The organism is Nocardia sp. GCM10030253 (assembly GCF_042675075.1).
GTDB lineage: Bacteria > Actinomycetota > Actinomycetes > Mycobacteriales > Mycobacteriaceae > Nocardia.
The window spans coordinates 323348-336223 of sequence record NZ_JBHTDL010000006.1 but is presented as its reverse complement, the minus strand read 5'-3'; the positions used below and the strand labels follow the sequence as shown (position 1 = coordinate 336223).

Sequence of the window (12876 nt, the reverse complement as noted above, 5' to 3'; positions counted from 1 at the left end):
GAGTGAATTAGGTCGGCGTTGAGTTTAGAGGTTCGCCGGGAACACTATCCCGGTGGTGCGTGGGGTTTCATCCCGAGCGGGGCTCGCAGCACCGGTAATCCGGTTTGCCGCCAGTTTTCCGGACAGCACTGTCGTGGGCACTCCGACGCCTGGAGTGGTGCCGCAACCCGCGATAACTACATTGTCGCTGGAGTGCGGAAAATTGCGTGGCCGAAATGGCCCGGTTTGCCGGAACAGGTGTGCCGCGGAGAACGGAGTACCGGCCAGCATGCCTTGTTCGCGCCAGGTGTTCGGGGTGTCGAGATGATCGACGGTGAAATATTCGGCGATGCCGTTGTAGCCGCGTGACTCCAGGACGCCCAGCAGTTCACGCAGGTAGGACGGGCCGAGCCGATCCCAGTCCAGCGGCGCGGAATCCAGGTTGGGGCAAGGAGCCAGCAGCGAGAACGGTTCGTGACGGCCGTCGGGCCTGTCGATGTAGAGGGTGGAGTCGGTGAGTGCGGGGCGCGTCAGCAGCAGCGACGGATCGCTCATCACCCGGCCCTTGCCGCGTCTGGCCGCGATCTCGGTGAAGGTCCGATCCCAGGCCGCGCCGAAGTCGATGGTGTGGTGCGCCTGCACCGGCCAGGTGGCGGCGATCTCCGCGGGCACGGTGCCGTGCGCCACGATGGCCGACGGCGCGGCGCGCAGCGGGCGGCGGCGCACTCCGAATCGTTCGATCGAGCCGAGATCGGTGGTGAGCACCAGGGCGTCGCAGTCGAAGGACCGACCGTCGGCGGTGCGGACCCGTCGCGCGCGCCGGTTGGCATAGTCGATCGCCGTGACTTCGGTGCTCAGTGCCAAGGTGCCGCCTGCGGCAGTGAAGGCGTCGGCCATGGCGTCGGCGATGGCGCGCATCCCGCCCTCGGGGAAGTAGACGCCGAGGGAGGTGTCCATGTGAGGGATCGCGCCGTACACGGCAAGCGCCTCGGCGGGCGGCATGCCCGCGTAGAGCGCCTGGAAGGTGAACAGCCTTGCCAGCCTTTGATCGCGCAGGAACCGGCCGACGCGCGGGCCGAGCCTGCCGAACCCGCCGAGCCGCACCAGCGCGGCGAGTGCGCGCCGCTTCTCGGGCTTGCGCACCATGTCCAACGGCGAATCGAAGTTCGTGTCCATGAACTCGCCGAACTCGGCCTCGTAGATCCGTGCCAGCCACGCCCGCAGCCGTCGATAGCCGCGTGCCTCCTCCGCCCCGCAGACCTCGGTCACTTCCTCGGCCATGGCCTCCGGGTCGGCGAACACGCGAATGGTGGCGCCGTCGGCGAAACGGGCGTGATAGCTCGGCGCGAGCCGATGGATCCGCAGCGGTGGCGTGCAGGATTCCGGGGTCAGCCCCACGGCGGCCAAGGCATCGGTGATCAGCTCCGGCAGCGTCAACACGGTCGCGCCGGAGTCGATCTCGTAGTCCGGCCCGCGATACCGCCCGACGCGCCCTCCCGGGTGATCGGCGCGCTCCAGCAGGGTCACGGTGCGGCCCGCTCCGGTCAGATACAGCGCGGCCGCAAGCCCGGATAGTCCTGCGCCCACAACGACGACCCGATCGGTCGGTCCTGCAACGACTTTCACGCGGCGCGCCTTGTCGCCGCAAGCGCCATCGCGCGTAGCTGCTCCTTCGTCGCCTGGGTGGCGGAGCTGGATTCTATGGCGGCCAGGCCCTGTTCGGTGAGGTCGGTGATGCGGCGTTCCACTTCGTCGACCGCGCCGAGGTCGGTGAGGACGGCGCGCAGGTGTTCGACCTGGTCGGCGGTGAGGTCGGTGCCGATGCTCGTGCGCAGCAAGGTCGCGGCGGCCGGGTCGGTGCTGTCCGCGCGCTGTAGCGCCTCGGCGATCAGCACGGTGCGCTTGCCCTCGCGCAAGTCGTCGCCGGAGGGCTTGCCGGTGACCGCGGGGTCGCCGAAGACGCCGAGCAGATCGTCGCGCAATTGGAAAGCGATGCCGATGTCTGTGCCGAAGGTGCGGTAGTCCTCGACCAGCCGAGGATCGGCGTCGGCGATGGCCGCGCCCAGGTGCAGCGGGCGTTCGACGGTGTAGGCGGCCGTCTTGTACCGGTTGATACGCAGCGCGGCGGCTACGGATTCGTCGCCGCCCGCCTCGCCGTTGATATCGAGCAGCTGCCCGCCGAGCACCTCGGTGCGCATCAGCGCCCAGACCGGTGCGAACCTGGCGATGGCGGCGGGATCCAGGCCGGAGGCGTGCACCATATCGTCGGCCCAGGCGAGCGCGAGGTCACCGATCAGGATGGCGACGCTGGCGCCGAAGTGCTCGGAGTCGCCCGCCCAACCGCGGTCGCGGTGGCGCTGCTCGAAGTCGACGTGCACGGTGGGGAAGCGCCGCCTGGTGCGCGAAGAATCGATGATGTCGTCGTGAATCAGCGCGCACGCCTGCACCAATTCCAGTGCGGCGCAAGCATTCAGCACCGCGGCCGCGTCGGGACCGGTGGGGTCCCCGCCCGCGCCGAGCCAGCCGGTCCAGGCGAATGCGGGCCTGGTGCGTTTGCCGCCGCGCAGGACGAACAGCTCGAGGGCCTCGGCGGCCTGAACGAATACCGGGCCCAGCGGTTCGACCGCGGGCCGCCGAGTGCGGAAGAAGTCGGTGAGCGCGGCTTCGACTACCGCGACGAATGCGGGCGTCCCGGGCTTCAGCGCTGCATAGTCGGTGGCCGGCGCGGTGTCACCGTTCGGTGGTGGGGTTGGCGCCGCCGACGTGGCCGCCTCGTCCGACGGGTTGGCCCGAGGCGTCTGGGTACCGGTTCCGGCGGACAGGGGAGCCTCCAAGGTCGTGCGGGTCGTGGACTGCGCCGGGCCGCGTGCTGCCCGGAATGCGGCAAGTGGTGCCGGGCGAGCTGTCGTGCGTCTTGCTCGGCGGTGGCGACGATGCCGCCTGGTCGCAGAATACGCGGCCGTTGAAAACGGCACCCCTGGCGACCCGGCGAGGCTGCGACTGCCCACCACTACACTGGACCGGTGACTTTCGACAACGTACGGGGACCCTCGACCCCTGGCCGACCGTCCCCGACGCCACCGAACGTCTCTGGAACACCCTCGGTTGTGCAGAGCCTGCGGACCCATTCGAGCACTGCGGTGCCGTTCTCCGTGGAATTCAACCCGCCGCGCGACGCCACGGCCGAGGCGAGGCTGTGGCGTGCGGTGCGACAGTTCGAGCGGATGCATCCGGCCTTCGTATCGATGACCTACGGCGCGGGCGGGTCCACCCGCGACCGCACCGTGCGAGTGACCGGTGCCCTGGCGCAGGAGACCACGCTGCTGCCGGTGGCGCACCTGACCGCCGTCGAGCACAGCCTCGCCGAGCTGCGCTCGCTGGTCGGCGCGTACGCCGATTCCGGTATCCGCAACATCCTGGTGCTGCGTGGTGACCCGCCGGGCGATCCGCTCGGCGAATGGACCAAGCATCCCGAGGGCGTCGCCTATGCCGAGGAACTGGTGCGCATCGTGCGTGACCTCGGCGACTTCCATGTGGGCGTCGCGTCGTTCCCACAGGGCCATCACCGTTCGCCCGATCTGGACACCGATACCCAGTACCTGGCCGCGAAACTGCGTGCGGGCGCGGAGTATTCGATCACCCAGATGTTCTTCGACGTCGAGCACTACCTGCGCTTGCGCGACCGGATCGCCGCTTTCGACCCGATCGAGGCCGCCAAGCCGATCATCCCCGAGCTGATGCCGATCACCTCCCTGCGCACCGTCGCGCGCGCCGAGGAACTGTGCGGCCGCCCACTGCCGGGCGCTGTGCTGGAGCGGCTGCACAAGGCGGCGGGTGACAACCCGGACGCCAACCAGGCAGCGGTCCGTGAGGTCGGCATCGAGATCGCCACCGAAATGGGCCAGCGCCTCATCAACGAGGGCGCCCCCTGCCTGCACTTCATCACCCTCAACTTCGCCAAGGCGACCAGCGAGGTCCTCACCAACCTCGGCTACGGAGTGACGGCCGCTCCGATCAGCGCCTGAGCGGATCGCACCGGTGGGCCAGGTGGCCCACCGGTGTTGTCATCTAGGGGCGGGTGAACTCTCATCGGTGCGAGCTGGAGGCTCGGGGTCGCAGTATCGCCGCACCCAGGTCCAGGATCTACGCGGCGGTTATCTACGCCGTGATGGCCAGTGCTCGTGAGATCGGGCACTACGGCGTCGGGGGGTGGCGACCGCGCCACAGTTAGATGTGATCCTCGACGGTGCTGAGCGAACCGATTGGGATGCAGCAGTTTTCGCTGTTCTCATAGAAACGGCCGCACTCAACTGAACGGGCTCTCCTTCCGTGTTTGTCAACTAATATTGACGCCGACCCCGTTGTCAATCTAGATTGACATTGGAGGATGTCATGGGCGAGGAGAGTGTTCGTGAAGCGACGAGGTGTCAACTACGACGTCGGTATCGAGTTCGGGGAGCGATACCACTCACGTCCCGTGTTCGATCCGGAGATCGCCCGGGCGGGAACTCGAGATCATCGGGAAAGACCTGCACTGCAACACCGTCCGGATTTCCGGGACCGATCCGGACCGATTGGCCGTGGCGGCGGAGCACGCACTCGACCTCGGGCTCGAGGTTTGGCTGTCGCCCCACCTGCATGACAGATCTCCCCGGGAGACTCTGGACTACATTCTGCGCTGCGCCGCAGTTGCCGAGCGGGCGCGACAGCACCGGTCCTCGGTCGTGTTCGTGCTGGGCTGCGAGCTGACATTGTTCATGAACGGGATCCTGGATGACCGCAACTCGGTCGAGCGGTTCAGCAAGCCGACCGCCTTGCTGGCCACCGTGTTGAAGCTGAAGGTGCTCAAATCGCACAACAGACCACTGAACGCGTTTCTGGCCGAGGCCGTCACTGCGGTTCGAAAAATATTCAACGGCCCGATCACCTACGCGGCCCTGCCGATCGAGGCGGTCGACTGGACCTTGTTCGACATCATCGGCGTCGACTACTACCGCGCGAAGCGCAATCGCGCCACCTACGGCCGATCTCTGCAACAGCTGTCCGACTACGGCAAACCGGTCGTAGTCACCGAAGTCGGTGTCTGCGCGTACCAGGGCGCTGAAGACAAGGGGCCACGGGGATTCATGATCGCGGACTTCGCCTCGGACCCGCCGCAATTGAACGGCGACTACATCCGAGACGAGGCGATGCAGGCACGCGAGTTGACCGACATGCTGGGCCAACTCGATACGGCCGGTGTCGACGGCGCATTCGTCTTCACCTTCGTCACCCCCGCTCTTCCCCATCGTCCCCAAGCGCGACTGGACCTCGACCTGGCCGGCTACGGCCTCGTGAAAAGCTACGTCGATCACAACGGCGTCGCATATCCCGACCTACCGTGGGAACCAAAGGAGTCTTTCCGCGCCGTCGCGGACTTCTACGCCCATCACACACGGTGACAGTTCCCTACCCGCCCCGGCAACGGACCGGGCCTCGGCTCCGTGACCCGGTTGGCTGGGATCAGTCGGGTAGGTCCACCAGCGTCGCATTCCCGAGTCCGGTGCGGTGGCGCACTAGCGGCGCGACAGTTCGCGGCGATCGCTGACCATCGGCATCGAGACACACGATCCGGCGGGCACCGGTGCGGTGCCCGCCGGATCTCGTCCTGCGGTTCAGGCGGCGCGCGCGGCGCGGAGTCCCCATGCCTCGGCGAGCAGGCGGTGGGATTCGAGGCGGTCCTCGTGGTCGTGCGCGATGCTGGTGACCAGGAGTTCGTCGGCGCCGGTGACGCGTTGCAGTGCGGTGAGGCGTTCGGCGACCGTTGCGGGGGCACCGACAAATTGGGTGGCAAGACGGTCGTCGACCAGGCGTTGCTGCTCCGGTGTCAGCGGGGAGGCGTCGGCCGGGTCGAGATAGTCGGCAGCGCCCGCACCGCTGCGAATGCTGTGCACCCAGTGCCCGTAGGTGGATGCCCGTCGCTGCGCGGTCGCATCATCCTGGGCCACAACTACATCCGCCGAGATCACCACATAGGGCGCAGCCAGCTCGGCCGACGGCCGGAATGCCGCCCGATACGCATCGACCGCGTCGAGGGCGGTACCCGGCGCGACGTGGTAAGCCGCCGCGAACGGCAGACCGAGTCGTCCGGCGAGTTCGGCACTTTCACTGGCCGAGCTGCCGAACAACCACAGTTCGACCTGCGCCCCCTCACCCGGAACCGCGTGCAGCGCAACACCATCGGTGCTCTTGTAGGTGCCGTTGAGCAGCGCGCGGATCTCGTCGACCTGATCAGCGAAGTCCAGCGGGTGCGCACCCTCCTGCTGGAGCGCGGCGATCGAGGCGATGAACTTCGAACGGTCGGTGATCCGGCCGGGATCGAACGGCGGCGGGACAACCACACCGTCCCGGATCTCGGTGCGCCCTGTCACCGTATCGACCACCGGGTGGCTCTTCTTCGGACGCTCTGGCTGCGCACCGAATTGAGCACGGCGATGACCGGAGCGGCCGAGCCCGAGATCGAGACGCCCCGGGTACAGGGCATCGATGGTCCCGAACGCCTCCACGATCGACGCCGACGTGTGGTGCCCCACCTGCACCGCGCCGGAGCCGACCCGAATGCGCGAGGTAGCCGCCGCGACCAGACCGATCAGGGTGATCGACGAGGAACTCGCCACCGAAACGAAATGGTGTTCGGCGAGCCAATACCGGTGATAGCCCCAGTCTTCGGCGTGCTGCGCAAGATCGATCGTATTGCGGATCGCCTGCTGTGCGGTCGACCCGGCGCTGATCGGTGCCAGATCGAGAATGGACAGTGGAACGCTCATGCCGCCGGCCCCAACCGCGGATTCTGCTCGCCTGCTTCGATAGCAAGGCGCAGCCTGTTCTCCGCGGGTGCGAGCGGGCAGGTCGCGAAATCGGTGAAGGCGCACGGCAGGTTGGCCGCCCGGTTGAAATCGAGCCGCACGGTGCCGTCGGATTCGGGTGCGTCCACCGCGAGCGAGCGCGCCGTAGGGTAGGTGGTGACGCCGCTGGTGGCATCGGTGAACAGCACCCGCAGATTCGTGGGCTCACCGAAGGCGATGACCCGCTCGGTCACCTCGCCGATGCTGAATTCGATAGTGCCCACGGCGGTATGGTGATGCTCGAGACCGTCGACGACGGCGCCGGTCGTCACCGTCTGCGGTGCGTCGAACGGTACGAATCGGCCCGTGACCACCCAGCGCGGATCCGGTGCGTAAGCCGGAATCCCTTCGAAAGTCAGCAGCCTCGACGCGGCCGGATCGTGCACCCGCACCGCGTACTGTCCGGTGCGGCGGATCACCTCGAGCACCCGATCCTCGTGCAGCACAGTGAGTCCGGAAGCACCTTCGGCCGGCGCGAGGATCTGCACGCCTGCGATGCCGGTGCCATCGAACTCCAGTCGGTCGGCGGGTTGGGCGGTGATGAAAACCTTGTCGTCGGTGACCCACCAGGTGCCCGGCACACCGGGCAGCCGCTCGGGTTGGTCGGTGAGCCAATGCAATCCGGTCAAGCTGAGGAAGCCGAGCGGGTCGCGCAACTGATCCTCTCTGGCGTGCTGCCAGGAAGCCCACTCGGTCTCGAAAAGTGTTGTGGTGCTGGTGGTCATGACGCTCGGGCTCCTTCGTGTGCAGTGCTGCGGTGGTGCTGATGCGGGTGGGGCAAGCCGAGATGTTCACGCAGGGTGGTGCCGGTGTACTCGGTGCGGAAACTGCCGCGTTCCTGCAGTTCCGGGACGACGCGATCGACGAATTCGTCGAGTCCGGCCGGGGTGAGATGCGGGACGAGGATGAATCCGTCGGCGGCATCGGCCTGCACGTAGGCATCGATCTGTTCGGCGACCGCCGCGGGCGTGCCGACGAACTGCTGGCGCGCGGTGACCTCGATGATCAACTCTCGGATGCTGAGCTTCTCGGCCTCGGCTTTCTCCCGCCATCCGTCGGCTATGGCGCGGGGGTCCTTCGCGTGCCGTACTCGGCCGCGGGTGATGTCGGCGTCGCCGGACGGTTCGACATCCGGCAGCGGCCCATCCGGGTCGTAGCCGGAAAGGTCACGACCCCAGACCTGTTCGAGGAAGGCGATGGCGGTTTGCGGGCCGACCTGCTGAAGCCGAATCTGCCTGGCGCGTTCCTGCGCGTCCTCGGCGGTATCGCCGAGCACGAACGTCGCGGCGGGCAGAATCTTCAGCTCGTCCGGCGTGCGGCCGTATTTCGCCAAGCGGCCCTTCACATCCGCATAGAACTTCTGACCCGCTTCGAGCGAGCCGTGTCCGGTGAAGATCGCATCGGCGGAGGCGGCGCCGAACTCACGCCCCTCGTCGGAATCGCCCGCCTGCAACAACACCGGGTGCCCCTGCGGGCTCGGTGGCAGTACGAATCGGCCCGAGATATCGAATTGTGTGTTCCGGTAGCTGATTTCGGGAACCGCTCCGGCGAACACACCGGCCTCGCGATCAACCACCAGCGAGTCGGCAGGCCAGCTGTCCCACAGCGCGCGCGTGACCTCGACGACCTCGGCGGCACGCCGATAGCGTTGACTGTGTTCGAGATAGCCACCGCGCCGGAAGTTCTCGCCGGTGAACGCGTCGGAGGAGGTGACGACATTCCACGCCGCCCGCCCACCGGATAGATGATCCAGCGAGGCGAACTGCTTGGCCAACTCGAACGGCTCGTTATAGGTGCTGTTGATGGTCCCCGCCAGCCCAAGCTTCTCGGTAACCGCGGCAAGCGCATTCAGCACGGTAAACGTATCCGGCCTGCCCACCACATCGAGATCGTGGATCCGCCCGAGATGTTCACGCAGCCGCAGCCCCTCGGCAAGGAAGAAGAAGTCGAACAGCCCGCGCTCGGCGGTCTCGGCCAGATGCACGAACGACTCGAAATCGACCTGACTCTTGGATTCCGGATCACTCCACACCGTGGTGTTGTTCACCCCGGGAAAGTGCGCGGCAAGATGAACCGCCTTACGAGGTTTGTCGCTCATCACAGCGTCCTTTCCGAAGTAGACGTCGAAGCTTCCGCATAGCGGCTGGCCGGCCGCGGCAGACCGAGACGCGCCCGCAGCGACCCGGGGTTCCGGGTGTCGGGACCTGTTGTCGGGATCCGCACACCTTCCGGGTGCCCGGTGCGGATCCCGAGAAGGGGTGCCGCGGTGAGGTGGCGGAGGGCGGCGCGGACGGCGAGTGGGCGCAGGACGACGCCGTCGGCGGCTCCGGCGGTGCGGAAAGCGGCGAGGAGCTCACGCAGCGTGTCCGAGGTGCCGATGTGGCGCAGCGTGTTGGGCGCACCGGGGCCGGCGGTGGCGATCGGCTCGGCCCAGCGGTCCAACTGGACCACCTCGTCGTGCGCCGCCGGCACCGTCTCTGCCAGGTGGACGTCGATATCCAGCAGCACTCGCACCGCATCCGGATCGCGGCCCGCATCGACGAGCGCCGTGCGCAGCGTGGTGCGTCGAGCGGCGGCCTCATCGAGATCGGTGGCGCTGCTGCGGATCAGATCGGCGCGCTGAATCGCTACGGCGGTGCTCGCCGGGTCAGCGGCGCGGACCGCGACAATCGGCAGCCCCTGCGGGGAACGCGGTGTGATCGACGGACCCTTCACCGAGAAGTTGTCTCCGACGAAGTCGATGTAATGCAGCTTGTCCCGGTCGATGAATCGCCCGGTCGACTCGTCGCGGACCTCCGCGTCGTCCTCCCAGCTGTCCCACAGCCGCGCGACCACTTCGATCGCCTCGTCCGCCTCGTGCCACAGCGCCTGGGCATTCTGTGCGCCCTTACGCCCGAATGCCCTCGCCTGCTCGGCCCCTACGGAGACGGTGACCTCCCAGCCCGCACGACCCAGCGACGCGAAATCGAGGCTCGCGATCGCCTTGGACAGGTGGAACGGCTCTGTGTGCGTCACCGCGGCCTGCGGAATCAGCCCGATGCCGCGGGTGACCGCGGCAACCCTGGCCGCGATCGCCACCGCGTCGAGCACACCCCGGGTAACCCCGTGCCCGCCTTGCTGCACACCGAACGAATCGGGCACGAAAACCGCGTCGACCCCGAAACTCTCGGCGGCCGCGATCGCGTCCACCCAGTACCCGCCGGTGAACAGATCCTCCGCGCGAGAATCGTCGCGCCGCCACGACGCCGGATGCACTCCGGTTCCGGCGAGCTCTACAGCGAGGAAGAAGTCTGAATCAGACATCGGCACGGTCCTTTCCAGTCGATTCGACGCCGCGTTCGTGAGGGGGCGTGTGGGTCCGGTGCGGCGGCGACTTGTGTGCGGACTGCCCTTTCGTGGCTGTGGCGCGGGCGGGAATGGCCGACAACAGTTCCCGGGTGTACTCGTGCTGTGGGTTGTCGAAAATGTCGGCGGTGTGGCCCGTTTCGAGGATGCGGCCGTTGCGCATCACCGCGACGCGGTCGCTGATCCGGCGGACCACCGCCAAGTCATGGGAGATGAACAGGTAGCTCAGTTGCAGCTCGGTTTGCAGACGGTCGAGCAGCTCCAGGATCTGGGCCTGTACCGAAGCGTCCAGCGCGGAGACCGGTTCGTCGAGGACCAGCAGGTCGGGGTGCAGTGCAAGGGCTCGCGCGATCGCGACCCGCTGTCGCTGCCCACCGGACAGCTCGGCGGGGCGACGCTGCGCGAACTGCTCGGGCAATGCGACCTGTCCGAGTAGTTCCCGGATCCGTCCTCGGCGTGTCTTGCGGTCGCCGACTCCATAGGCGCGCAACGGTTCCTCGATGATCGACCCGACGCGCCAGCGCGGATCGAGAGAGGCGTAGGGGTTCTGATACACCACCTGGAACCGCTGGCGCAATGCCCGCAGCTCGGGTCTGCGGACCCTGGTCAGCTCGTGGCCGTCGAAGGTGATCGCACCGCTGTCGGGTTCGGTGAGCCGCAACGCGATTCGCGCGGTGGTGGACTTGCCGGAGCCGGATTCGCCGACCAGCGACAGTGTTTCGCCCCGTCCGAGGTCGAAGTCCACGCCGGAGACCGCTGTCACCGACTCACCGGCTTGTGCGCGGAAGCGCTTGCGCACCCCCCGAACCGACAGCAGCGGCGTGCCTTCGCTTGGGCGCCGAGGACGGAACCCGCCGAACGGAGCCAGGCTGGGTGATGCCGCGAGCAGTCGTTTCGTGTACGGGTGCCGAGGTTCGGCGAGCAGCGTTGCGGTGGGGCCGGTTTCGACGACTTCACCGCCGTTGAGCACCACCAGCCGATCGGCCCGCTCGGCGGCGACCGCAAGATCATGGGTGATCAGCAGCACGGCCGTGCCGCGAGCCGAGATCTGCTCGGCCAGCCCATCGAGCACCCGCCGCGCCACGGTCGCGTCCAGCGCACTGGTCGGCTCGTCGGCGATCACCAGCTCCGGCCCGCAGATCAAGGCGGCCGCGATCAGCACCCGCTGCCGCTGCCCGCCGGACAGCTCATGCGGATACTGCGTCGCCCGCAATTGCGGCCGATCGAGCCCCGCCTCGGCGAGCAACTCCACTGCCCGCTGCCTTGCACCGCGCCGATCGGCCAGACCGTGCACGATCAACGCCTCGGCGACCTGATCGCCCACCCGCTGCACGGGATTCAGCGACAGACCGGGATCCTGTGGCACGAACGCGATCCGAGCCCCGCGCAGTCGCCGCAGCGCCCGCTCGGATCCGGTGTCGATGGTCTCCCCATCGAAAGTGATGGTCCCGCCCGCGACTTCGGCATTCGGACCGAGCAACCCGATCACCGCCTGCGCGAGCGTCGACTTGCCGGAGCCGGATTCACCGACCAACGCGACAACCTCACCACGCGCCACAGTGAGCGAGGCACCGGCCAACGCGGTGACGGGACCGGAGTCCGACCGGTAGCGAACATGGAGACCGTCGATCCGCAGCAGCGCGGTATCTGCTGACGATGATGCGAACCCATTCTCGGAGCCACGGAATTCGTTGTCGCTCATGTGTGCTCACTCCTGCTCACGACGCGACCAAGGCGCTGGGCGGCGAGGACGACCGCGATGATCACCAAGCCGGGCAGCGTGGTCATCCACCAGGCGGTGGCGAGGTAGTTGCGGCCCTCGGAGATCAGCGAGCCCCATTCGGGAGTCGGCGGTTTCGCGCCGTAGCCGAGGAAGCTCAGCGCCGAGACCGCGAGCACCGCCATGCCGAACTCGACCGCGGCAAGGGCGAGCACCGGCTGGTAGGCGTTGGGCAGCACGTGCCGAGCGAGCACGCTGTACCAGCGGACGCCGGACGCGTGCGCGGCCTCGACGAACGGTGACTGGCGCACCCGCAACACTTCCGAGCGCATCACCCGCGCGAAATTGGCGACCAGCGAAACACCTACTGCGATAGCCACATTGCGAGTTCCGAAGCCGAGCGCGGTGACCAAGGCCAGCGAAAGCAGTAGCGCCGGGATGGACAGCAGCACGTCGACGAATCGCATGATGAGCGTGTCCACGACGCCACCGATCGACCCGGACAGCAGTCCGAGCAGCGACCCCGCGACCAACGCGATGGCCACCGCGGAGATCGTGGCGGTCAGTGAAAGCCCCGCGCCGTGCACCATCCGGGTGTAGAGGTCACGGCCGAGGTTGTCGGTACCGAACCAGTGCTGAGCGCTCGGCCCACGGAATTTCTCGGCGGGCACGCCGGTGAGCGGATCGCCGCTGGCGAACACCGACGGCAGCAAAGCCCACCCCAGCGCGATCAGCACGACTACGACGGCCACGATCAGCGCGGCATTGCCGCGCACTGTCGTCCATCGCAGCACCGGCCGCCGCAACCACGGCGCTGCCACGCCGCGCCGCTCGTCGAGCACGTCAACCATGGACGTTCACCTCCGCGATGTTGTCGATGAGCAGCCACGGCTCGAATGCGAAGCCCGCAGAGAGCACTCCCGGTGGCAGGGCAATTACGGCGTTGTC

At 67.6% G+C, this 12876-nt stretch carries 9 protein-coding genes and 1 pseudogene; 2 read left to right on the top strand and 8 right to left on the bottom strand.

Annotated features, from left to right (window positions below):
• Positions 1 to 24 precede the first annotated feature (24 nt).
• Together crtI and ACFQZZ_RS13845 are read right to left on the bottom strand one after the other, a co-directional pair.
• Positions 25 to 1614 (bottom strand): annotated as a pseudogene (gene crtI, locus ACFQZZ_RS13850) (phytoene desaturase family protein); the annotation flags it as partial.
• A complete protein-coding gene (locus ACFQZZ_RS13845) occupies positions 1602 to 2813 on the bottom strand; it encodes a polyprenyl synthetase family protein (RefSeq protein ID WP_378679270.1) in 1212 nt (403 codons plus the stop codon). The pseudogene crtI and the gene ACFQZZ_RS13845, both read right to left, overlap by 13 nt.
• A 189-nt stretch (positions 2814 to 3002) precedes the next feature.
• Here ACFQZZ_RS13845 and ACFQZZ_RS13840 point away from each other — a divergent pair, with 189 nt between their 5' ends.
• Positions 3003 to 4004, top strand: coding sequence for a methylenetetrahydrofolate reductase (locus ACFQZZ_RS13840; RefSeq protein WP_378679267.1), 1002 nt, complete (start codon positions 3003 to 3005; stop codon positions 4002 to 4004).
• 399 nt (positions 4005 to 4403) lie between these two features.
• Positions 4404 to 5420, top strand: a complete 1017-nt coding sequence (locus ACFQZZ_RS13835; RefSeq protein ID WP_378679264.1) for a hypothetical protein — start codon at positions 4404 to 4406, stop codon at positions 5418 to 5420.
• Between the two features lie 213 nt (positions 5421 to 5633).
• Here ACFQZZ_RS13835 and ACFQZZ_RS13830 read toward each other — a convergent pair whose 3' ends face one another.
• From ACFQZZ_RS13830 to ACFQZZ_RS13805, 6 genes are read right to left on the bottom strand one after another with little or no spacing between them, the layout of a single operon-like run.
• Positions 5634 to 6785, bottom strand: a complete 1152-nt coding sequence (locus ACFQZZ_RS13830; RefSeq protein WP_378679261.1) for an LLM class flavin-dependent oxidoreductase — start codon at positions 6783 to 6785, stop codon at positions 5634 to 5636.
• The gene (locus tag ACFQZZ_RS13825; protein ID WP_378679258.1) at positions 6782 to 7588 is read right to left on the bottom strand and encodes a DUF1684 domain-containing protein; all 807 of its coding nucleotides are present in this window, start codon (positions 7586 to 7588) and stop codon (positions 6782 to 6784) included. Before ACFQZZ_RS13825 ends, ACFQZZ_RS13830 begins: the two co-directional genes overlap by 4 nt.
• A complete protein-coding gene (locus ACFQZZ_RS13820; RefSeq protein ID WP_378679255.1) occupies positions 7585 to 8961 on the bottom strand; it encodes an NtaA/DmoA family FMN-dependent monooxygenase in 1377 nt (458 codons plus the stop codon). Before ACFQZZ_RS13820 ends, ACFQZZ_RS13825 begins: the two co-directional genes overlap by 4 nt.
• Positions 8961 to 10166, bottom strand: a complete 1206-nt coding sequence (locus tag ACFQZZ_RS13815; protein ID WP_378679253.1) for an LLM class flavin-dependent oxidoreductase — start codon at positions 10164 to 10166, stop codon at positions 8961 to 8963. Before ACFQZZ_RS13815 ends, ACFQZZ_RS13820 begins: the two co-directional genes overlap by 1 nt.
• Complete coding sequence (locus tag ACFQZZ_RS13810; RefSeq protein ID WP_378679250.1) at positions 10159 to 11910, bottom strand: dipeptide ABC transporter ATP-binding protein; 1752 nt, start codon at positions 11908 to 11910, stop codon at positions 10159 to 10161. Before ACFQZZ_RS13810 ends, ACFQZZ_RS13815 begins: the two co-directional genes overlap by 8 nt.
• On the bottom strand, positions 11907 to 12779 hold the full coding sequence (locus ACFQZZ_RS13805) for an ABC transporter permease (RefSeq protein ID WP_378679247.1): 873 nt from the start codon (positions 12777 to 12779) through the stop codon (positions 11907 to 11909). The genes ACFQZZ_RS13810 and ACFQZZ_RS13805 overlap by 4 nt, the downstream gene beginning before the upstream one ends.
• Positions 12780 to 12876: the final 97 nt, after the last annotated feature.